This is a genomic window from Nocardia sp. NPDC003963, from assembly GCF_053605105.1.
In genome coordinates this window covers 1-20,962 of the sequence record NZ_JBSGIP010000039.1, presented here as the reverse complement: position 1 = coordinate 20,962, position 20,962 = coordinate 1, and the positions used below count along the sequence as shown (strand labels likewise).

The following is a 20,962-nucleotide window of genomic DNA, read 5'->3' as shown; positions in this document are numbered from 1 at the left end:
CTTCGATTTACCGGGAGAACGTCATGAACGTTATCCAGCGTGCTGTGGCACTCGGGCTGGGCGCGGCCCTGCTGCAAGCGCTGATGTTGATCGCCTTCGCGTGGCCGGCGACCAATATCGCGCCCCGTGACCTACCCCTGGCGGTGTCCGGTCCGCAGGCCGCCATGGTCGAGGCCCGCCTCACCGGCCAGAATCCCGGCGCCTTCGAACTGACCGTCGTACCCGACGAAGCCGCGGCCCGCGCGGCGATCGGTGATCGCGAGGTCTACGGCGCGATCGTCACCGGCGACGGTGCGCCCCGGGTACTGGTCGCCTCCGGTGCCGCCCCGGCGGTGGCCCAGCAGCTCACCCAGATCGGTCAGCAGATGTCCGGCGTACCCGCCGCGCCCGTCGAGGATGTGGTTCCGGCCGACCCCGACGATCCGCGCGGCGCCGGTTTCGGTGCGATGGCACTTCCGCTCGTCATGGCCGGTATCGCGGGCGGTGTCCTGCTCACGCTCCTGGTTCCCTCGGCCGGTGGTCGCGCGCTCGGTGTACTGGTTTTCGGAATCGCGGGCGGCCTGCTGAGCATGCTGGTCACGCAGACGTGGTTGTCCATCGTGCCGGGCGATTACCTCGAATTGTCGGTGGTCGCCGGGCTGGTCTCGTTCGCGGTCGCCGGTACGGTCACCGGCCTGGCCACCGTGGTCGGCCGGGCCGGTATCGGGATCGCCGCGCTGACCATGCTGCTCATCGGTAACCCCTTCTCCGCCGCCACCGCCGCACCCGAGTTGCTGCCGCAGCCGTGGGGCGCGATCGGGCAGTTGCTGCCTCCGGGCGCCGCGGCCTCACTGCTCCGCTCGGTCGCGTTCTTCGACGGAGCCGGGGCGCAGCGCCCGCTGCTGGTGCTGCTGGTCTGGGCGGGGGCGGCTCTGGTCTTGCTCGGGGTCGGCGCGATCCGTGACCGGAATCGCCTCGAACCCGCGCCCCCCGCCGAACCGGCCGCGGCGGTACCGGTCACCGCGTGACGCGGGAGCCGGCACCGGCGAGGGCCGCTACCACTCGGTGGTAGCGGCCCTCGCCGATTCGGTGATTTCTCCGGCATGCGGATAGGCGCGGCCGGGTGCAGTTCATCCACGGCACGCATCCCCGACCGCGGCGAATGCGGAGCTACGCAGATCGCACGTGGCCGGGGCGCACGCGGAGGTTTCGCACAATGCGTACGTCCGGAGCGGACGTGGAGGTATGCGAAGTGTGCGTATGCGGAGGTAAGGACCGCACGGCCGGAAGCGTATGCGGAGCTACGTAGAACGCGCACGGCCGGAGCGAATGCGGAGGTTTCGCAGAACGCGCACGGCCGGAGCGGATCCGGAGGTTTCGCACGGCGCGCACGGCCGGAGCGAATGCGGAGGTTTCGCACGGCGCGCACGGCCGGAGCGAATGCGGAGGTTTCGCACGGCGCGCACGGCCGGAGCGAATGCGGAGGTTTCGCCTAGGCTCGTCCGGCCGCGGAGCAGGAGTGGCAGGTGCCGAAGATCTCCAGCGTATGGCTGACTTCGGTGAACCCGTGACTGGAGGCCGTGCTGGCCGCCCATGCCTCCACGGTGGGTCCGGCGACCTCGACGGTGCGGCCGCAGTGGCGGCAGACGAGGTGGTGGTGATGGCCGGTCGAGCACTGCCGGTAGACCGATTCGCCGTTGTCGGTGCGCAGGACATCGACCATTCCGGCGTCGGCGAGTGATTGCAGAGTGCGGTAGACGGTGGTCAGTCCGATCCCCTCGCCGCGCTGGCGTAGCTCGTCGTGTAGCTCCTGAGCCGACCGGAACCTGTCGATATCCTCCAGTAGCGCGGCGATCGCGTTGCGTTGCCGCGTGGTGCGAATACCGACTGCTTTCTGTGTGGCGGTCCCTTTTGTGGTGACCAGGTTCTCGGACACGAATTACCCTTCTTCTTCGGCGTGCGCTACGGCGTCGACCACGATATGCGCCAGATGGTCGTCGACGAGTTCGTAGAGGACCTCCCGGCCCGAACGCTCACCGTGTACCACCCCGGCCGATTTGAGAATCCGCAGATGCTGGCTGACCAGCGGTTGGGTTACACCGAGGGCGTCTACCAGTTCGTGCACACAACGTGGCGACTCCCGCAGTTGTAGCACGATGGCGATACGAACGGGAGCCGCGAGTGCGCGCAGCAGTTCACCGGCGTTCTCCAGTACGGTCCGGGTGGGGATCGGAACCGGTGCCGGGGAGCGGTAGGGATTGTGCTGGCCGGTGGCGGCGGTGTGCGTTGTCATGGTCCACTCCTTATTGGAAACCGGTCCCATTTTGATATGCACGGGTATGCATGTCAAATACCCGTGCCGGTGTGGGGCCGATCGTGTTCGGACGGGGACCCGGCGGGTTCGCTCCGGCACCGTGCGCAGGCTGCCGATGGGATCGGTCCGGGGCACCAACTAGGCTGTACCCGATCAGCCGCGCACGGCAGAGCAGCTACCGTGGGCAACCGCGATCACGTAGCCCGATCCGGGCGGCGTTACTACTGGCGATTCGTAGTGGATGGAGAATTCTCGCGTGGCACCCAAGTCGAAGGTGGACACCGTTGCCAACCTCGCCAAGCGCCGGGGCCTGGTGTACCCGTGCGGTGAGATCTACGGCGGTACCAAATCGGCGTGGGACTACGGTCCGCTGGGCGTCGAGCTCAAGGAGAACATCAAGAAGCAGTGGTGGCGGTCCATGGTCACCAGCCGCGAGGACGTGGTCGGCCTCGACTCGTCGGTGATCCTGCCGCGCCAGGTCTGGGTGGCCTCCGGCCACGTCGAGACCTTCTCCGATCCGCTCGTCGAATCCCTGCACACCCACAAGCGCTACCGTGCCGACCATCTGCTCGAGGCCTACGAAGCCAAACACGGCCGCCCGCCGGCGAACGGCCTCGCCGATATCAACGACCCCGAAACCGGCCAGCCCGGCAGCTGGACCGAACCCCGGAACTTCTCCGGCCTGCTGAAGACCTACCTCGGCCCGGTCGACGACGAAGAGGGCCTGCACTACCTGCGCCCGGAGACCGCCCAGGGCATTTTCGTGAACTTCGCGAACGTGATGACCACCGCGCGTAAGAAGCCGCCGTTCGGTATCGCCCAGATCGGCAAGAGCTTCCGCAACGAGATCACCCCCGGCAACTTCATCTTCCGTACTCGCGAGTTCGAGCAGATGGAGATGGAGTTCTTCGTCAAACCGGGCGAGGACGCCGAATGGCACAAGTACTGGATCGACACCCGTTTCTCCTGGTACACCGATCTCGGTATCGACCCGGAGAACCTGCGCCTCTTCGAGCATCCGCTGGAGAAGCTCTCGCACTATTCGGCCGGTACCACCGATATCGAGTACCGCTTCGGTTTCCAGGGCGGTGAATGGGGCGAACTGGAAGGTATCGCCAACCGCACCGACTACGACCTGTCCACGCACGCGAAGCATTCCGGTGCGGAACTGAGCTACTACGACCAGACCACCGAGGAACGCTACGTCCCGTACGTGATCGAGCCCGCGGCCGGTCTGACCCGTTCGCTGATGGCGTTCCTGGTCGACGCGTACGCCGAGGACGAGGCCCCGAACGCGAAGGGCGGTGTGGACACCCGTACGGTGCTGCGCCTGGATCGCCGGCTCTCGCCGGTCAAGGCCGCCGTGCTGCCGCTGTCGCGTAACGCCGACCTCACCCCGAAGGCCAAGGACCTCGCCGCCCGGCTGCGCCGGAACTGGAATGTCGAATTCGACGACGCCGGCGCCATCGGCCGCCGCTACCGCCGCCAGGACGAGATCGGCACGCCGTTCTGCATCACGGTCGATTTCGACACCCTCGACGACCAGGCGGTCACGGTCCGCGAACGCGACACCATGACCCAGGAGCGGATCGCGCTGGACCAGGTCGAGGGCTACCTGGCGCAACGCCTCATCGGGTGCTGACCCGCGCTCCTTCCGCTCCGCGTCGTATCCGCCACCTCGATCGGGGTAGCTCGCCGGCAGGAGCGGAAGGAGCAGGTCCACCCCGGAAGGCGACAGGAGCGGCCCACTGCGGTGATGCCGCCGATGTCCGCGGCAGTATCTCGGTATTCGACCGGTTCGCCGGTCGGGGCCGGTGGCCGGGTATCGCGTTCGTGGCATTTCACGGCGCGGTGCCGATCGTGGTGCCGACGACGCGGTTCAGCGGAAACCGAATGTCATCGCCGAAGGCCTCGCCGACGTGCCGGCCACCATCCCCTCCCGGATCGGGCCCGGCGCGAACTGCTCGCCGCCGGCGGCCTGGAAGACCGCGCGAGCGGCTGACGGGTCGGACGCGTACCGGTCCTCGCTAGCATCGGGGTGTGATCACCATCGATACTTCCTACACCGGACATGTCGCCCAGGGTTCCGCGCCGCAGCGCCGCGAGGTCCCGGGTGCCCGGGTGACCAAGATGTCGGTCGGCCCGATGGACAACAACACCTACCTCGTCCAATGCGCCACCACCGGTGCCGCCCTGCTGATCGACGCGGCCAACGAGGCCGACCGGATCATCGAACTGATCGAACAGGAGACCACGGGCGGGGTCGGCCTGATCGTCACCACCCATCAGCACGGCGACCACTGGCAGGCCCTCGAAGCCGTCACCGCCGCCACCGGTGCCCCCACCGCGGCGCACGCCCTGGACGCCGAACCACTCCCGGTCGTCCCGCAACGCATCCTGGCCGAAGGGGATACGGTCACCGTCGGCGACCTCACCCTCGAGGTGATCCACCTGGTCGGGCACACTCCGGGATCGGTCACCCTCGCACTCACCGACGGCTCCGGACGAACCCATCTGTTCACCGGCGACTGCCTCTTTCCAGGAGGAATCGGAAAAACCTGGCGCCCGGAAGATTTCACTACTCTGCTCGACGGTGTGACCACCAAACTGTTCGATCGCTTCGCCGACGATGCCGTGGTCTACCCCGGTCACGGCGACGACACCACCCTCGGCGCCGAACGGCCGCAGTTACAGGAGTGGAGGAGCCGTGGATGGTGAGGTAGTCGCCGACTACGGGCACAGTGTGGTGCCTATTTCGACGGAAGGTCGACGTAACGTCGGATCAGTGCCGCCAGTTCCGATGGTTTTATTGCCGGCGCAGATCTTGCGAGGTTTCCGCGGCCCCTTATGCCGTAGTGCGTTGATTATGTCGAACAAGCTTGCTTCGCTGTATCCGATAAGGCTTGTTTGACAATTTATCGCTGGATAGGTAAGAGGGCAATTCCGTCGTCGTCGTGTTCGGGGAAGTTGGACCATGGTGGCGGGGCGAAGCTACGGCGACCTCCGCGCACACCTGCATGAGGGGCCGCTCCAATGTCTGCCCGCGTTCGTGGTGCCCGCTCAGGGCCCTCGGCATTCCTGGCGGTGTCGGGAAGACCTGGCGGCTTGGGGATTTCACCACTCTGCTGGACGGGGTTACGACCGAACTGTTCGACCGCTACGGCGACGATACCGTCGTGTATCCGGGACACGGGACGACACCACCCTCGGGGCCGATCGGCCGAATCCGGCGGAGTGGAAGAGTCGGGGCTGGTGAGCGGGTCGCGAGCTGTCGCGGATCTGCCGAGGCGACCGTGACACCTGTGGCCGAGAGTCACCGATAACCGGTCCGGTTCCGCGTATCGCTCGGTACCGTAGATGTGTGCTGGTACGCGGCGGCGACACCGTATGCGGTAACTTCTGGAACCTCTCGGCTCGATGCGACCGCGACCAAGGGCACGACTCGGGGAACTATCTGCGGTAGCGCAGGGGAGGTCGGTCGATGGGGCGGGTCCGGATACTGCCGAAACCGGTCGGTCGTGCCGATAGAGGAGATATCGGGAGCCGGCGCGTCGGCGGAGTTCGGTATCCGCCGCGGATCGGTCCGCGGGCGGCTACCCACCGTTCCCGATCCGGCACGAGGTCCGCGCTCGAGCTCCGCCACCGCGTCGATCGGGGTGCCCCGCAGTGAGATTCTTCTCCGACCACAGCGCCCGCGAGCTTGTCGAGCGGTTACGAGACGATCTGGTAGAGCTGCTCAGCCGGAAAACCGGTGGCCACCTCAATAAGAGTGTGGACGGCGTCTCGGGTGGTGCCGCCCACGCGGCCGATACGCATCGAGCCGCCTCCGAACTCGCCGAGCGGGGGATCCCGACCGGCTCGCGTGCGGTGGACCGGTCACCGGTATCGACCTCTTCCGAATTGGAAACTCCCACCCCGGTCACCGGATCCCGCAGCGACGAGCCGGTATCCGGCCGGTCCGAACACTTCGTACTGCGACTCACCCAAGAGGACAGAAGCAGCTTTGCGAGCCTCGCCGACAGGCTCAGCCTTTCGTGCATGCTCCGTGAGGTCAAGAATTTTGCGGCGCACGACGAAATTCGCCGCGGTACACCGTTCTCGGCCTCCGAGAAAAGACTCATCGGACTCCTGGACAAAATGCAGGCGCAGCAAGGTGGAAAGCTGGAGGATTCGAATCTGGAATTCCGATGGGTCCGGGCGGATCGAGAACTCGCAGTTCCGAAGCTCGTGGAAGACGCTCGTGTGAACGGAGGAGCGGATCCCAGTGTCCCCTGGACGCATATCGGGAGCAATGTTGTCCAAGACATCATGGCGGCCGGTCGCGATCCCGGTGTCCTGTTCATCTACGACGGCGACAAGCTGAGAACGGTACCCAAGGAAGAAATATCGGCCGACCCCGGCAACAAGAATATGTACGCGCATGCCGTGAAGCCCGTCGCCGGACTGGAGTTGAAAGACACGCTCTTGGGGATGATCCGCTTCGATGCTTCCGGCGAAGACAAGTACGGAGCGGTTTGACCTGCGGCGATCCCCGGTTCTCACCGGCTCGCACGCACGCTGCAGCCGTCCGGGACCGTGATCCGAGCCGTTCACCGGCCGGTTCGGACTGCTCGCTCGGACAGTGATCAGCGACCCGACGCACACCGAACCCGGCAGCCGTGACCGGAGCGACGACCGCCGGGCCGGGGTGGTTCAGGACAGTTCGTCGAGTTTCTGGCGCAGCCAGCTCAGGGCGGTGGCCCCGCCGGCTACCTGGTAGCGCGGGTAGCTCTGGTGGATACCGGATTTGACGAAGTCGTCGACCTGCTTCTTGCGCTCCTCGTAGGCGTTGTTGTTGAGCTGGTCGTGCAGCAGACCGAGCCCGCCCGCCGCCAACGCGTCGTTGAGCAACTGCATGCCGAGGGTCTGATAGTTGCCGAGCTGGGTGGGGTCGGCGTTGGAGACCTGGGCGAAGAACCCGGCGATCCGGGCCGCGAAATCGCCGTCGGGGGTCGAGCAGTACAGGTCGCCGACCGCGCAGAACGTGTAGGTGCGGTTGCTGAGCCAGCCGAATCCGGTGAGCCGGGGGCCGCCGGCTCCGGCGCCCGGGACGGGCGGGCCGACGAGGTTGTCGAGCGGAGAACGGCGCGGGTCGGCGATGAGTCCGACCAGGCCCACCCGATCCGGGGGGACCACGCCCAGTCCGGTACCGATCTCGGAGGCGAGGTCACCGGCGGCGTCGGCGCCCTGGCTGTAGCCGAGTAGCGCGAAACGAGTGTTGCCGCAGCGCCGCGCCACATCGGAGATCAGTCCGCGCGCGCCCGCTACCGCCTCGTTCTTGGAGCGACCGTAGACCTCGCCCTCCCAGGGGAAGGCGGTCGCGGTGTAGGCGACGTAGTCGGTCTGGGCGTCGCCCGGCAGGTTGTCGGCGGCCAAGGCGAGCATTCCGCGGCCCGGCTCGGCTTTCGAGGTCTCCCAGGTGCCGGGGATCGCCACCACGTACAGGCTCGGGCAGCCTTCGGGCGCCGCATGGGCATTCGTCGCCACGGCGGGCGCGAGGACCGACGCGAGGGTTACCGCTACTCCGGCGGTGGCGCTCTTCCATCCAGAAAACATCGTGTACTCCATGTGCTCACCGAGACGGCCACCGGCCGTTCACCTGTTCCCAGGATTCCCAAAACCGTCGACGGGCATGCCACGCCTTTGTGGTGTGACGTGTGGGTGCGAGTCCGTGGACACCGATGGATCGATCGGGGACACAGCAGATCTCGCCGAGGGATAGCCAAGCACATCCGCGCCCGTTCCGGAAGTCGAATCTACCGGTGTTCGGTCCTGATCAACGGGATATTCACCGTCGGACGGTGGTTCGACACGAAATTCGCCCACTCGCGGCGGTTTCGGCGTCCGGCCGGTGCGCCGCGCTCGTTCGGTGTCGCGGAGTGCTCGACAACCGGGGCAACTCGTTCGGTTGCCGCTCGCGGGGTGGCCGCGGGGGAGTGGTCCGGTCGCCGGGCCCGTGGCTCTGCTCGGTGGTTCGGGAGATGGTGGCGGCTGCCGGGCGGAGTGGCCGGATCTCGTAGAACCGTCCACCGTGCAGGTCCACGTATAGGACGCAGCGGACCGGCCGGTGCGGATCCCGATCGCCGCACGGTCGTGCACGGCCGGGTGAACCACGGAGGGGTCCATTCCCGCCCAGGGGAGGGTTCGCTGATAACGATTCGGGCGACAAGGTGCGCTCGTCGAGCGGGTGGTCGCGCCCGCGCACCGTCCGGTTGCCCTGATATCCGGCGGCGCCCGCCGATTCGCGGTCCGCTGACCAGCGAGAACGGATTCCCATCGCGCCGCGGCGGTCCGGAGCCCGTGCGATCGCGCGGTGTCCGCGGCCCGGAACCTGCCTGGCAGACTTGTCTCGTGACTTGGACGCCAGTGCGTACACGACCGGATTCGCGTGCCGACTCCGGTGCTGCGCGCGGGATCGGCGCCGGGATCCTGCGCTGGGGCGGCCGGCTGATCGGCGGCGCTCTCGTGGTGGGGCTGATCCTGGTGTGCGGTACCGCCGTGCGGGTGTGGCAGGTCGCTCGGATCGAGGATTACACCCGGGCCGACGCGATCGTGGTCCTGGGCGCGGCGCAGTACTCCGGGACCCCGTCGTCGGTGTTCGAGGCGCGGCTGTACCAGGCGGCCAAGCTGTACGAACAGGGCGTATCCGATCTGGTCGTCACGGTCGGCGGGAAACAGGAGGGCGACCTGTACACCGAGGCCGCCTCGGGAAAGATGTACCTGATGGACGCGGGCGTTCCGGAAGACGCGATCCTCGCGGTGGAAACCGGCTCCGACACCCTGCGCAGTATCGAGGCCGTGGCCGCGGCCATGCACCAGCGCGGGCTCGGTTCGGCGGTGCTCGTCAGCGATCCGTGGCATTCGCTACGAACCCGCACCATGGCCCGCGACGCCGGACTGGACGCCTGGACCGCGCCCACCCGCACCGGCCCCGCCGTGTACACCCGGGAATCGCAGGCCCACGGGATCGCCCGGGAAACCGCGGCACTGCTCTGGTATCAGCTCACGCATTTCTCGGCGGATTTCAACTACACCGCCGGACAGTGAATCCGGCACCCGGTGCCGGACACCCCGATCGGTCACCGCTCGGTGGCAGACTGGGTGCGGTGATCTACACCGAGCACGATCGCGAACGCTTGGTCGTCGAGGCGCCCAAAACCGCCGGGCTGGCCGGGGCCGGTGCCCACGGAAACGGGCACCGCACCGAATTCGCGCGCGACCGGGCCCGGGTGCTGCATTCCGCCGCCCTGCGCCGCCTCGCGGATAAAACACAGGTGATGGGCCCCCGCGACGGTGACACCCCCCGCACCAGGCTCACCCATTCACTGGAGGTCGCGCAGATCGGCCGGGGGATCGCCGACGGTCTCGGATGTGACCCCGATCTGGCCGAGCTCGCCGGGCTGGCGCACGATATCGGCCACCCGCCCTACGGGCACAACGGTGAGAAGGCGCTCGATATCTTCGCCGCCGATTTCGGCGGGTTCGAGGGCAATGCCCAGAATCTGCGGATCCTGACCCGGCTCGAACCGAAGGTGCTCGACTCCTACGGCGGCAGCGTCGGGCTCAACCTCACTCGCGCCGCCCTCGACGCCGCGATCAAATACCCCTGGCACCGCACCGAGGCCGGTGGCAAATTCGGGGCCTACGAAGCGGACGCCGACCGGCTGTCCTGGGTCCGAAAAGGTGCCCCCGACCGGCGGCCGGCGCTGGAATGCCAGGTGATGGACTGGTCCGACGATGTGGCCTACTCCGTGCACGATGTGGAGGACGGTATCCTCGCCGGCCGTATCGACCTGCGGGCTCTGGCGGATCCGGTGGAGCGGGTGGCCCTCGCCGAACTCGGACATGTGCAGCACCGCGGCCTCGCGGTCGACGATCTGGTGGCCGCCGCGCAGCGGCTCTCCGAACTGCCGGTGGTGGCCGATGCCTTCGTCTACGACGGCACCCTGCGGAGTTCGGTGGCCTTGAAACGGCTCACCAGCGAACTCGTCGGCCGGTTCGCGAACGCGGCGGTCGTGGCGACGCGCGAGACCTACCCCGGCCCGCCGGCCCGCTATTCCGCCGACCTGGTGGTACCGCCGGTGGCGGCGGCCGAGGTCGCCGTGCTGAAAACGGTGGCCCTGCGCTACGTCATGTCCGATGCCCACCACAAACTGCGCCAGGCCGAGCAACGCGACATCCTCACCGCTGTCGCCGAACACCTGCTGGCCACCGGCCCTGCCGCCCTCGACGCGCTGCTGTTGCCCTGGTGGGATGCCGCGAGCGACGACAGCGCCCGGGTGCGGGTGATCGTCGATCAGATCGCCTCCTACACCGAGAGCCGCCTGGAACGGGTCGCGCGAGGTATTTGATTCCCCGCCTCCGGGCGTGTTCGCCACCGCGAGGGTGCTCGGATTCTGCCGTGACCGCGCTGGCCTAGACTCGACTCCGTGACCGGACGAATACCTGCTCGCGATATCACCGCCATTCGGGAGCGCGTCCGGATCGAAGATGTGGTGGGCGAGTACGTGGCCCTCAAACGGGGCGGTCCGGATTCGATGAAGGGGTTGTGCCCCTTCCACGACGAGAAGTCCCCGTCCTTCCATGTGCGGCCCAACCACGGTCTGTTCCACTGCTTCGGGTGCAGCGAAGGCGGTGACGTGTACGCCTTCCTGCAGAAGATCGAGCACATCGGTTTCGTGGAAGCCGTCGAGCAGATGGCCGATCGGATCGGCTACCGGATCAACTACGAGGGCGGTGGGACCTCCGTCCAGCGCGATCGCGGTACCCGGTCACGGCTGGTGGCCGCGAACGCGGCCGCCCACGATTTCTATGTGGAGCGATTGCGCGGCCCCGATGCGACCATGGCCCGCAAATATCTCACCGACCGTAATTTCGACGAGGCCGCGTGGACGCAGTTCGGCTGCGGTTACGCCCCCGACGGCTGGGACACCCTCACCAAGCATCTGCTGAACCGCGGGTTCGATTTCAAGGAGCTCGAGGCGGCGGGTCTGTCCCGGCAGGGCCGGCGCGGTCCGATCGACCGCTTCCACCGGCGGTTGCTGTGGCCCATCCGCAACCTCGGCGGTGATGTGATCGGCTTCGGCGCGCGCAAACTCTTCGAAGACGACACGATGCCGGGTAAGTACGTCAACACCCCGGAAACCCTGCTGTACAAGAAGTCCCAGGTGCTGTTCGGTCTCGAACACGCCAAACGTGAGATCGCCAAAGGGCATCAGGCCGTGGTCGTCGAGGGCTACACCGATGTGATGGCCATGCATCTGGCCGGGGTGAAAACCGCCGTGGCCGCCTGCGGCACCGCCTTCGGTGACGACCATCTGGCGATCCTGCGCCGCCTGCTCATGGACGACAACTTCTGGCGGGGCGAGATCATCTTCACCTTCGACGGCGACGCCGCCGGTCAGGCCGCCGCGCTCAAAGCGTTCCTCGGCGATCAGAAGGTGGCCGGGCAGACCTATGTGGTGGTGTCGCCGGACGGTCAGGACCCGTGCGAGATGCGCCAGCATTCCGGCGACGCGGCCCTGCGCGATATGGTCGCCCGCCGCGAACCCCTGTTCGATTTCGCGCTGCGCCAGGAGATCGCCAAACGCGAGGACAGCCGCACTCGCGCGCTCACCTACGACAGCCAGGTCGAGGTGATGCGCTGGGCGGTGCCCATAGTCGCCCAGATCAAGGACCACGGCCTGCGCAAACGCTATGCCACCCAACTGGCCGAATGGACCGGCTGGCAGGATCCGCAGCTGGTGTATCGCCGGGTCGACGAAGAGGCCCGTAAATTGCGCGGCGCGGCCGCGGCGCCACCCACCCGCGCACCTCGTGGCGAGCAGTCCGATATCGGTCCTTCCCGGCCGGCTGCCCGCCCCGATCCGCGCGATCCGGTGCTGCGTTCCCAGCGCCAGGCCATCGCCGCCGGTCTCCAGTACCCGGAGATCGCGGGCCCGGCCTTCGACGCGCTGGAATCCGACGCTTTCACCCACCCGGCCTATATCGCGGTACGCACCCTCATGGCCGAAGCCGGGGGAGTATCGGCCGGGCTGTCGGGCGCGGACTGGGTGGGGACGATCAGCGATCTCACCGACGATCTCACGCTGCGCGCCCTGATATCCGAACTGGCCAGTGAACCGCTGCCGGTGAAAACCACCGCCGATATTCCCCGGTTCATCACCGGTGTGCTCGCCAACGCTCAGGCAGCCCTGGTCGGGCGGCAGATCGCCGAACTCAAATCACGGCTGCACCGGGTCTCCTCGGTCGACGAACCGGATACCTATATGGCACTGTTCGCCGACCTGGTCGCGCTCGAGCAATACCGCAAGAGTCTGCTCGAACAGGCCATGGGCAACAGCGAATTCGGCACCGTCTGACGGCTGCCGGGCGCCGCGAACCCCCGCATGCGTCCGGGCCGTGCGCGGGCTACGGACGGCAGCGCGAGTTAGCGCCGCCGCAGCTGATCGTGCGGCACCATCACGGTGGTGCGTTCGTCCAGTGGCTCCATCGGCTCCAGCTTCGGCCGGGTGCTCAATCTGTCGGAGAGACGCTGTCGGCTCACCTGCACCAGCTTGCGGGTCACCGGGCTCCCCGCGACCGCGCGCGCACTCGCGCTGATCTGCTCGTAGCGCGCCCGCCCGGCTTTACTGCCCAGTACATAACCGGCAGCGATACCGATGATCAACCGCAGCATGTGGGTGGAGCTCCTCCCAGTAGTCCGTGCTGACCCATCCTGCCCGACCGCACCGACACCTGTCGATCCGACTCCCACCCGCCGCTCGGACCCTGTTTCCACGTCTCGCACCGGCGCGACCCCGCGATTTGGGCGCGCGCGCACCAATACGCTAAAGTTTCCTCTCGGCCAGCCCGGTACGGGCGGGGTCACCGAGCAATCCCCTATAGCTCAATTGGCAGAGCAGCCGACTGTTAATCGGCAGGTTACTGGTTCGAGTCCAGTTGGGGGAGCGTAAACAGCAGGTCAGGCCTGATAGTAAGGCTTGACCTGCTGTTCTTTTCGGCCGATCGGCAAGAATGCGCCAAAGTTCCGGCGCCGAATTTCTCTTCGATCGAACGATATGGCGATCGTTCTTCGCGAGTTCGTAGCCCCTGAACGTGGGCCCGATACCGCAGCTGCAGGGCCTTGACAACCCGCCGTACGGTGGCAGTGTCCTAGGTGAGGCCGGGGCCTGAGCCGCCGCGCTCGGACACCGGCCGGAACGCCGCGGGTTCAGCCTTTTCTCCAGGGTTGAGCCTGCGGTGTTCTGCGAGCAGTACGCCTCGGGCGCCGGTAGCAGTGGGACGACAACGCAGGCTGCGGGCATCCCGATTCGCCGAGGTCGCCGACGCGTCGGAAAGGTGTCGGCCGGTCCGTGCCCGACAGCGCCTGAGCGGCGCTGGGCGTCCGGTGGACGATATCGCCGGACCGTCCCGCCCGGCAGAACAATCGCCCGATTATCGGGCTGGAGGTCTTGACTGACGTGCCATCCGGAGGAGACTGGAAGAACACCGGAAAACCGGGGTATGTGACACGTTCGACGGAGACGTCCGGAGAACGCAGGTGACATACTTCAGAAATCCGGCCAGGCCCCCGGCAAGCCGGTCGAACACGGGAGTCATCAGCGACGACTGATGCTCGAGGGTTCGGCAAGACTACCGGGGACTGCTCTGTTCAGGGGGAAATCGCCGCTGGCGGCCCACCGGATGTGCGTGTTCAGAGATCATCCGGGAACAGCTCGCGCTGGTCGTGCCAGCGGCGCTGCTGCTTCGCCCGGCCACCGGGCTCACCCCTCCGGTGCGAGCATGCGGGCTCGGTTGCGCGATCAGGCCCCGGCTATCTCGATGGCGAAGATCGAATTGCCGTCCGGATCGATGAACGGTGCTTTCCGGCCTGCCGCTCCGCCCGGCCCGACGAGGACGAACGGCCCGGGATCGAGACCGCGGGAACCTATTTCGGCCACGGCGGTGGTCAGGTCCGGTACGGCGGTATCGACCAGCGCCCGACCGGCGTGTTCGGGATCGACCACGATGTAGACGAACGCGGTGTCGCTCAGCTGCCACATCGCCTCGATTCCCGGCGTCACGACGAAATCGGGCGCGCGACCGAACAGGCGGGTGTACCAGCTGTCGGCCGCGGCGAAGTCCGTCACGGCCAGGCCGACGAACAAGGAGTCGATATCCATACTTCGGTGGACTGCCCGAGATCGGCGAATTCATCGCTGCTCCACAAGTGGGGCTGTCGGTTGCTCGGGGCACCGGTCGGCGATGCGCTGACGACATCGTGCTTCGGCAGTTGACCCTGACGCGGGGTCAACCCTGCAGCATGGTCGGCATGACTGCCGAAACCGAGCACTTCATGATCCGCCACGACGGCGTCACGATCGCGGCGTCCCGTGGCGGCCGGGGACGCCCGCTGGTCCTGTGTCCCGGGCTTCTCACGACACAGGCCGATCTGCACGAGCTGACCGAGTCGCTGCGGCGCGATCATGATGTGGTGACCTTCGACCTGCGCGGTCACGGCCTCTCCTCGGCGGCCGCCCGGTACTCCTTCGAGGCGTTCCTGGGCGATTTCGTCGCGGTGATGGCGGAAGTGGGACACCTGGGCCTGCCCGCTCCGCCCGTGCTCGTGGGTCACTCGCTGGGGGCGGACCTGGTCGTGCACTATGCCTGCGAGTATCCCGGCACCGCCGCCGAGATTGTTCTCGTCGATGGGGCGAACCCGGTCCCCGAACCATTCGTCACCGAGGCCGATCTGCCGGAGTTGCGGGCAATGTTCGACGGCTTCACGGCATGGACCGAGGGTGCCGAGGGAACCCCGCGGCAGGTGCTGCTCACCGCGCGGGACGTCCTCGACCTGAATCTCGAGGTGGATGCGGTGCGGTCCGCAATCCTCGACCGGTATCGGAAGATCCACTGTCCTATCAGCATGATCATGTCGGCGTCGATGGCCGGCGACAGCGGCGAAGGGCGTGCACCGTGGCGCAACCAGAACTGGCGGGCCGGTATCGACCGGCTGGTCCGCGACCGGCCGCGTATTTCCACAACGTGGCTCGACGCCGGGCACGGGCTGCTCGTGACCCACGCCCAGGAGATCGCCCGGATCATCCGGGAAACGCAGGGCCCCGCGTGCCGGCCGGCGTCCTGACAGTTTCCGGATCGAGGAGACCGGTCCGATGCTGACCATCAGCGAGGTGGCCTCCTACGCCGGAGTGACGGTACGAGCGGTGCGGCACTACCACGCCATCGGACTGCTGCCGGAGCCGGACCGCGACCACTCCGGTTATCGGAGGTACGACGCCGCTGCGGTGGTCGAGCTGATCAGGATCCGGACGCTCGCCGAGGCCGGGGTTCCGTTGGCGCGCGTGCGGAAGCTCCTCGAGGCCGGCACAGCGGAATTCGCGGCCGCGGTCGCCGATATCGACAAGCAGTTGCGGGCAGAAATCCGGCAGCGGCAGCGGCTGCGCGAACGGATCGCCCGGCTCGCTGCCGGGGACAGCTTGGCGCTCCCGCCGGAGCTGGTCGAGTTCCTCGACCGACTGCGGGCACTCGGCGTCGACGAGCGGATCGTCCAGGTCGAACGCGACGGTTGGATCCCGCTGGTCGCGCGTTCGCCGGAACGGGTCCCGGAGTGGATCACCCGCAAGCAGAAGCAGATCGCGGACCCGCGGCTCATCGACTTCTATCTCACGCTGAGCCGGGCTCTGGATCAGGCCGATGACCGAAGCCTTGTTGAGCTGGCCGACAAAATGGCCTCGTACATCACGCAGATAGCCGAGGAACAGGGCGAGGACTATCTCGATGAACCCGATATCGAGCCACCATTGGTCGAACTGCTGGACAAGCTGGCGTTCGACACCTGGCCGCCGGCCCGTCGACTGACCGAACTACTGACGAAGCGAGGATGGAACGGCTGGACCAAGCTCGAGCGAACAGACCCGCCGTAGGGAGTCGAAGCCGGTGCCGGTAGCGGTTCGGCACAGTCCTCCATATCGATCGTTACCCGGGCTCGGGGGCAATGGATTCGGTCGTGTCGAAGGCGATTTCGGGGATCGGCGGTGGCGACCGTGCATCCGGTAGTAGGAGGCGCCGCATTCCCTACCTCAGAGCGGCATCCCGTTCTCCAGGAATTCCAGGGCTTCGCGGACGACGGCGTAGATGTCCTGATCGCTGTCGACCGCGCGGAGATAGGCCATCAGAGCTACGCCGGCCACCGCGCCGAGCCAATATCGAACCTGGGGATCGTCGGGTTCGCGGCCCGTCCGCCGGGCGACGGCTTCGAGGAACGGTGGCAGATCCGTCTCGATTTTGTGCGCCACGGCCACGCGGAGTTCCGGCACGGAGGCGATGAGCCGCATCCGGGTGGTCTCCACGGCGTCCATATCCATGTCCGCGCTGTCGAGGATCGCGAGCAGCGCGTTGCGCGCGGCCTCGAGCAGCGGCACATCGGCGGGCTCGGCGAGAAATTTCTCGATGAAGAGCGGGTCCACACGGTCGAAGAGCACCGTATCCGGTTTGGTGGGGAAGTAGCGGAACAGCGTGCTCGGGGAAACTTCGGCGGCCGCGGCCACTTCCTCCAGTGTCGTGTTCGCGTAGCCCTGCTCCCGGTACAGGCGCAGGGCGTGGTCCTGGATGGCTTCGCGCGTGCGCTTCTTCTTGAGTTCTCGAAGACCACCGGTACTCATGCCCTTTATCTTGCCGAACGGTCGACGGGCCGGCCAACCGCACCCCGGGGGGTATCCGCGGCCGCGGCGCCCGGGAGGTTCCGGCCTTCCACATCCAGGTCGGGCAGTATCCGGTCCAGCCATTTCGGCAACCACCATGCCCTGTCCCCGACGAGTGCGAGCACCGCGGGGACGATGGTCATCCGCACCACGAAGGCGTCGACGGCGACCGCGGCGGCGAGGGCCACGCCGATCTGGACGATATCGCTCGCGTCGCCGGAGGCGAACCCGGCGAATACGCTCACCATGATGATCGCGGCCGCGGCGACCACCCGCGCGCCGTGCCCGAATCCGGTCCGGACCGCCGAGATCGCCGGTGCGCCGTGGACGTATTCCTCCCGCATCCGGGTCACCAGGAACACCTCGTAGTCCATGGCCAAGCCGAACACCACACCGATGATGAAGATCGGCAACATGCTCACCACCACATCGGTGGTGTGGATGCCCAGCCATTCCAGCCAACCCCACTGGAAGGTGGCCACCATGACGCCGAAGGTCGCGCCCAGGCTGAGCAGGAATCCCACGGTGGCCTTCAGAGGGACGACGATCGAACGGAAAACGGCCGTGAGCAGGATGAACGACAGTCCGACGACCACCAGCAGATAGGTCCACAGCGCATCCGCCATGCGATCGCTGAAATCGATGATGATGGCGGCGGTTCCGGTGACGGCGATCCGCGCGCCGAACCGTTCGACGGTATCGGCGACGTCACCGCGCAGCAGTTGGACCAGCTGCTCGGTGTGTTCGCTGTCGGGCCCGCTGTGCGGGATGACCCCGATGAGCGCGGTATCACCGGCCGGGTTCAGTTCCGGCGGGGCGGCCATGGCGACCCCGGCGGTTCCGGAGAGTTGCTCGTGGACCCGCCGCGCGGCGTCCGCGGGCTGCGGTGTGCCGGCCAGGTCGGCGACCACCAGCAGGGGACCGTTGAAACCCGGACCGAACCCCGCGGCGATGGCGTCGTAGGCCTGGCGCTGCGAGGTGTGTTCCGGATAGGTCCCCTGGTCCGGGATGCCGAGTCGCAGGTCCAGGGCCGGGAGGGTCAGGACGGCGAGTCCGGCCAGGGCGACGATCAGGGTCGCCACCGGCCGGCGGGTGGTGACGGACGCCCAGCGCCGCGCGGCCGTGCCCGGCCCGTCCGTATCGCTCCCGGTGCCCTCGGCGGCCACTCGCCGACGCTGTCCGCGCGGCTGAACCCGCGGGCCGGCGAACCCGAGCAGAGCCGGTAGCAGCGTCATCGCGACGAGCACGGCGACGGCCACCGTGACCGCCGCCGCGAGACCCATTTCGGTGAGCAGCCCGATACCCACCACAGCGAGTCCGGCGAGAGCGATCACCACCGTCGACCCCGCGAAGACGACAGCCGATCCGGCGGTGGCCACCGCGCGTCCGATGGCTTCCTCGGGGTCCGGATTCCGGGTCAGCTCATGGGTGTAGCGGGAGACGATGAACAGCGCGTAGTCGATACCGACGGCGAGGCCGAGCATGAGCGCGAGGATCGGTGTCGTGACCCCGAGATCCATGAAGGCAGTGGCCGTGAGGATGCCCAGCAGGCCGACCGCCACACCGGTGATCCCGGCGATCAGCGACATCCCCGCGGCCACCAGCGATCCCAACGTGACCACGAGAACCACGGCGGCGACGAGCAATCCGAGCAGTTCTTTGCTCACATCGGGCATCAACTCCATCACGTCGCCGCTCACCGCGACGCGCAGCTCGGCCGAGCCGCTCCGTTCGACCAGGTCCATCATTTCCTGGCGACTCGAATCGCGTACCGCTTCGAAGGACACCGCGTAGGTCACCTCGGCGACGGAGATCCGCTGATCCGCCGAGATCAGCCCGGTGTCGAACGGGCCTTTCACCGCCGCGACCTCGGCGGCTCCGGCGGCCTCCCGCACCACCTCGGCGATCCGCCGCCGCGGTTCGGGATCGGTCACCGTGCCGTTCTCGGCGACGAACACGATCAAGGCCGATCCGCCGTCGAGGGGCACTTCCGAGAACCGCTCCTCCAGGAGATCGAAAGCCTCCTGCGATTCGGTACCGGGCAGGTTGAAGGAGGTCGCGGCGGGGGCGGCCAGGGTCGCTGTGCCCACCCCCAGAACGGTCAGGAGCAGTACCCAGACGGGGAGTACGAGTCGCCGGGTGCGAAAGCTGAACCGTCCGATTCGATAGAGCAGGGCCGACATAACAGCCTCTCCTAAATGGTAGTTACTGTCATCTGACAGTAACTACCATTTTTGGGATGGGCAATACCTACTCTTTACTTACGCGGGCCGGAACGCTCCGCCCCGGACCATCGGGAGCCCGCTCCCGGTGCCGATTCCCGTGGCGCCGGTGTGGTCGCGGCGCCGCGGGTGGCCGGACCTCAGCGCGGCGGCGGAAACAGCGGTGGGGGAGTTCCCGTCGGGATGATCCGTGTACCCGACCACGGGCACCGGGTGCGGCTGTCGTACGGATGATCGGCTATGTGTTCACCGACGACCGAGACCAGGGTTCTCGGACACAATCCCGGGCAGCCGACGGCGGTTACGGGTCCGATGAGCCGCTCGCGGAGGACGATTCGAATCTGTCGCAGGTCGATCCACGGCCCCCGTCCGCATTCGCACACCCGGCTGTCGGTGACCTTCATTCCGATCCAGGGGCATTCCCCGGGGACGTTTCGCTGGTGGTCGGCGACCCGGCCGCCTTCGAGGCGGGTGCCGCGCAGGCAGTGCAGCTTTTCCGGGCAGTAGTAGAGCCCGGGGGATGATTTGGGTACGAGCATTCGGGTGTGGATCCAGGGTGCGATTCGGCATCCGCAGTCCGGTTCGCCGTGCAGTGGCATGTCGTTCTTTCCGTGATCGGTGGTCGCCGGGTGCCGCTCTCGTCCGGGCGTGATGGAATCCGCGCGGCCGAACTCGCTGCGGTGCACAACTCGGCTCGAATAGTGCTGGGCGATGGTTGATTTCGGGGTTCGTGCCGGATCGACTCGCGTAATCCAGCGGCGACCTGTTCGAGGATCGCCGGATCCGTGCACCAGGTGTCCTCCCAGAGCCGCAGTGTTGCGGCCATGGCCCGGTTGACGGTTCGGCTGGGTAGCGGGGGGCGTTGTTCGGGCATCGTGCGACCTCGCGGGTTCGATGTGCTGAACAGGGATATCCGGCCCGCGTCGAGGGCCGACGAAGGCTGGGTGAGCGCGCAACTGCTCGATGTTTATGGGCTATAAACACCGAATCGAGAAGGCCCCCGCGTGGTTGAGGGGGTATAAACACGACCATACGGCCGCCGCCCGCCTGTCGTCAAGGCGCTCTAAACTCGACGGCGTGGATGGCGCGAACGAGTTCGACGAGGTCCGAAGCGATCCGGACCCGGTACGCCGTGGGCAGCGGGCCACCGAACTGATCACGCGCTACCAGCAGCGGGCCGTCGAACTGGCGCGGCTCCGGAAAGAAGCGATCGAAGAAGCCCACCGGACCGGTCTCAGCTATACCGAGATCGCCGAGCGGCTCGGGATCACGAAGGGCCGGATCAGCCAGATCAGGACGAACGCGCCGCCGCCCGAACGCGCGTTCTTCGGTGTCGGCCCGGTCGCGGTCGGGATTCCCCGCCGAGTGGGGGTCGAAGACGGGCGCGAACGCCGATACTTCGACGTGAGTGACCAGTCGGCTCAGGAGCGTGTCGAAGTTGATCTTGCCCGCTTGTCGCTGGCTTCCACACGGTTCGAAATCGACCCGGATGCCGAGGATGTGCCGGCCGGTGACGCTGTGGTGATCTGCGGCCCCAAATCGGCTCCCGTCGCCCAGCATCTCCTCGCCGCTGATGACTCCCTGAGTTTCGAGAACATCGATGGAACCTGATGTCTGATCGAGAAGTCTTCCGGACGCCGGTACAGTTCACCGTTCTGTGCCGACCTCACGAATCGAATCGATATCGGCTACCTCGGCCGGCGCGT

At 67.1% G+C, this 20,962-nt stretch carries 17 protein-coding genes, 1 tRNA gene and 1 pseudogene; 12 read left to right on the top strand and 7 right to left on the bottom strand.

Features of this window, described 5'->3' with window-relative positions:
• The first annotated feature begins 23 nt into the window (after nt 1-23).
• Nucleotides 24-1,007: a hypothetical protein gene (locus ACWEWT_RS31900; RefSeq protein ID WP_452564558.1), complete on the top strand. Its 984-nt coding sequence runs from the start codon at nt 24-26 to the stop codon at nt 1,005-1,007.
• 464 nt (nt 1,008-1,471) lie between these two features.
• On the opposite strand, the gene ACWEWT_RS31895 is transcribed toward ACWEWT_RS31900, so the two are convergent.
• Both ACWEWT_RS31895 and ACWEWT_RS31890 read right to left on the bottom strand, forming a co-directional pair.
• Complete coding sequence (locus tag ACWEWT_RS31895) at nt 1,472-1,915, bottom strand: Fur family transcriptional regulator (RefSeq protein WP_452564557.1); 444 nt, start codon at nt 1,913-1,915, stop codon at nt 1,472-1,474.
• A gap of 3 nt (nt 1,916-1,918) precedes the next feature.
• On the bottom strand, nt 1,919-2,272 hold the full coding sequence (locus ACWEWT_RS31890; RefSeq protein ID WP_452564556.1) for an ArsR/SmtB family transcription factor: 354 nt from the start codon (nt 2,270-2,272) through the stop codon (nt 1,919-1,921).
• A 262-nt stretch (nt 2,273-2,534) separates the two neighbouring features.
• Here ACWEWT_RS31890 and ACWEWT_RS31885 point away from each other — a divergent pair, with 262 nt between their 5' ends.
• The 4 genes and pseudogenes from ACWEWT_RS31885 to ACWEWT_RS31870 all read left to right on the top strand — a co-directional run bounded on the left by ACWEWT_RS31885 (nt 2,535) and on the right by ACWEWT_RS31870 (nt 6,811).
• The gene (locus ACWEWT_RS31885; RefSeq protein WP_452564555.1) at nt 2,535-3,935 is read left to right on the top strand and encodes a glycine--tRNA ligase; all 1,401 of its coding nucleotides are present in this window, start codon (nt 2,535-2,537) and stop codon (nt 3,933-3,935) included.
• Between the two features lie 398 nt (nt 3,936-4,333).
• Nucleotides 4,334-5,011 (top strand): MBL fold metallo-hydrolase, encoded by a 678-nt coding sequence (locus ACWEWT_RS31880; RefSeq protein ID WP_452564554.1) that lies wholly within the window; start codon nt 4,334-4,336, stop codon nt 5,009-5,011.
• Nucleotides 5,012-5,370: 359 nt separating this feature from the next.
• A pseudogene (locus tag ACWEWT_RS31875) lies at nt 5,371-5,549 on the top strand (MBL fold metallo-hydrolase); the annotation flags it as partial.
• A 782-nt stretch (nt 5,550-6,331) separates the two neighbouring features.
• Entirely contained in the window at nt 6,332-6,811 is a 480-nt protein-coding gene (locus ACWEWT_RS31870; protein ID WP_452564553.1) for a hypothetical protein, read from the top strand.
• Between the two features lie 174 nt (nt 6,812-6,985).
• Here ACWEWT_RS31870 and ACWEWT_RS31865 read toward each other — a convergent pair whose 3' ends face one another.
• Nucleotides 6,986-7,888, bottom strand: a complete 903-nt coding sequence (locus ACWEWT_RS31865) for a cutinase family protein (RefSeq protein ID WP_452564552.1) — start codon at nt 7,886-7,888, stop codon at nt 6,986-6,988.
• Between the two features lie 870 nt (nt 7,889-8,758).
• Here ACWEWT_RS31865 and ACWEWT_RS31860 point away from each other — a divergent pair.
• The 3 genes from ACWEWT_RS31860 (at nt 8,759) to dnaG (ending at nt 12,693) form a co-directional block, all read left to right on the top strand.
• Nucleotides 8,759-9,379: a YdcF family protein gene (locus ACWEWT_RS31860; RefSeq protein ID WP_452564588.1), complete on the top strand. Its 621-nt coding sequence runs from the start codon at nt 8,759-8,761 to the stop codon at nt 9,377-9,379.
• Between the two features lie 62 nt (nt 9,380-9,441).
• Nucleotides 9,442-10,683, top strand: a complete 1,242-nt coding sequence (locus tag ACWEWT_RS31855) for a deoxyguanosinetriphosphate triphosphohydrolase (protein WP_452564587.1) — start codon at nt 9,442-9,444, stop codon at nt 10,681-10,683.
• A gap of 78 nt (nt 10,684-10,761) precedes the next feature.
• Nucleotides 10,762-12,693: a DNA primase gene (dnaG, locus tag ACWEWT_RS31850; RefSeq protein ID WP_452564551.1), complete on the top strand. Its 1,932-nt coding sequence runs from the start codon at nt 10,762-10,764 to the stop codon at nt 12,691-12,693.
• A gap of 68 nt (nt 12,694-12,761) precedes the next feature.
• Here dnaG and ACWEWT_RS31845 read toward each other — a convergent pair whose 3' ends face one another.
• On the bottom strand, nt 12,762-13,010 hold the full coding sequence (locus ACWEWT_RS31845) for a hypothetical protein (protein ID WP_452564550.1): 249 nt from the start codon (nt 13,008-13,010) through the stop codon (nt 12,762-12,764).
• 199 nt (nt 13,011-13,209) lie between these two features.
• Here ACWEWT_RS31845 and ACWEWT_RS31840 point away from each other — a divergent pair.
• Nucleotides 13,210-13,282: transfer RNA gene (locus ACWEWT_RS31840), tRNA-Asn, on the top strand.
• An 854-nt stretch (nt 13,283-14,136) separates the two neighbouring features.
• On the opposite strand, the gene ACWEWT_RS31835 is transcribed toward ACWEWT_RS31840, so the two are convergent.
• Nucleotides 14,137-14,496 carry a VOC family protein gene (locus ACWEWT_RS31835; RefSeq protein ID WP_452564549.1) on the bottom strand — a complete coding sequence of 120 codons (360 nt, stop codon included), beginning with the start codon at nt 14,494-14,496 and terminating at the stop codon, nt 14,137-14,139.
• Nucleotides 14,497-14,645: 149 nt separating this feature from the next.
• Here ACWEWT_RS31835 and ACWEWT_RS31830 point away from each other — a divergent pair, with 149 nt between their 5' ends.
• Both ACWEWT_RS31830 and ACWEWT_RS31825 read left to right on the top strand, forming a co-directional pair.
• Nucleotides 14,646-15,458 carry an alpha/beta fold hydrolase gene (locus ACWEWT_RS31830; protein WP_452564548.1) on the top strand — a complete coding sequence of 271 codons (813 nt, stop codon included), beginning with the start codon at nt 14,646-14,648 and terminating at the stop codon, nt 15,456-15,458.
• A 28-nt stretch (nt 15,459-15,486) separates the two neighbouring features.
• The gene (locus ACWEWT_RS31825) at nt 15,487-16,257 is read left to right on the top strand and encodes a MerR family transcriptional regulator (RefSeq protein ID WP_452564547.1); all 771 of its coding nucleotides are present in this window, start codon (nt 15,487-15,489) and stop codon (nt 16,255-16,257) included.
• Nucleotides 16,258-16,413: 156 nt separating this feature from the next.
• Here the strand turns inward: ACWEWT_RS31825 and ACWEWT_RS31820 are convergent, their stop codons facing one another.
• Nucleotides 16,414-16,995, bottom strand: a complete 582-nt coding sequence (locus tag ACWEWT_RS31820) for a TetR/AcrR family transcriptional regulator (protein WP_452564546.1) — start codon at nt 16,993-16,995, stop codon at nt 16,414-16,416.
• 5 nt (nt 16,996-17,000) lie between these two features.
• A complete protein-coding gene (locus tag ACWEWT_RS31815; RefSeq protein ID WP_452564545.1) occupies nt 17,001-19,217 on the bottom strand; it encodes an MMPL family transporter in 2,217 nt (738 codons plus the stop codon).
• A gap of 1,008 nt (nt 19,218-20,225) precedes the next feature.
• Between ACWEWT_RS31815 and ACWEWT_RS31810 the strand changes: the two genes are divergently transcribed.
• Complete coding sequence (locus ACWEWT_RS31810) at nt 20,226-20,867, top strand: sigma factor-like helix-turn-helix DNA-binding protein (RefSeq protein WP_452564544.1); 642 nt, start codon at nt 20,226-20,228, stop codon at nt 20,865-20,867.
• The last annotated feature ends 95 nt before the right edge of the window (nt 20,868-20,962 follow it).

Coding starts and splice junctions, on each gene's coding strand:
- ACWEWT_RS31900 (WP_452564558.1), top strand. CDS start 24: ATGAACGTTATCCAGCGTGCTGTGGCACTCGGGCTGGGCGCGGCCCTG.
- ACWEWT_RS31890 (WP_452564556.1), bottom strand. CDS start 2,272: ATGACAACGCACACCGCCGCCACCGGCCAGCACAATCCCTACCGCTCC.
- ACWEWT_RS31885 (WP_452564555.1), top strand. CDS start 2,535: ATGGAGAATTCTCGCGTGGCACCCAAGTCGAAGGTGGACACCGTTGCC.
- ACWEWT_RS31870 (WP_452564553.1), top strand. CDS start 6,332: ATGCTCCGTGAGGTCAAGAATTTTGCGGCGCACGACGAAATTCGCCGC.
- ACWEWT_RS31865 (WP_452564552.1), bottom strand. CDS start 7,888: ATGTTTTCTGGATGGAAGAGCGCCACCGCCGGAGTAGCGGTAACCCTC.
- ACWEWT_RS31845 (WP_452564550.1), bottom strand. CDS start 13,010: ATGCTGCGGTTGATCATCGGTATCGCTGCCGGTTATGTACTGGGCAGT.
- ACWEWT_RS31835 (WP_452564549.1), bottom strand. CDS start 14,496: ATGGATATCGACTCCTTGTTCGTCGGCCTGGCCGTGACGGACTTCGCC.
- ACWEWT_RS31830 (WP_452564548.1), top strand. CDS start 14,646: ATGACTGCCGAAACCGAGCACTTCATGATCCGCCACGACGGCGTCACG.
- ACWEWT_RS31825 (WP_452564547.1), top strand. CDS start 15,487: ATGCTGACCATCAGCGAGGTGGCCTCCTACGCCGGAGTGACGGTACGA.
- ACWEWT_RS31820 (WP_452564546.1), bottom strand. CDS start 16,995: ATGAGTACCGGTGGTCTTCGAGAACTCAAGAAGAAGCGCACGCGCGAA.
- ACWEWT_RS31815 (WP_452564545.1), bottom strand. CDS start 19,217: ATGTCGGCCCTGCTCTATCGAATCGGACGGTTCAGCTTTCGCACCCGG.
- ACWEWT_RS31810 (WP_452564544.1), top strand. CDS start 20,226: ATGGGCTATAAACACCGAATCGAGAAGGCCCCCGCGTGGTTGAGGGGG.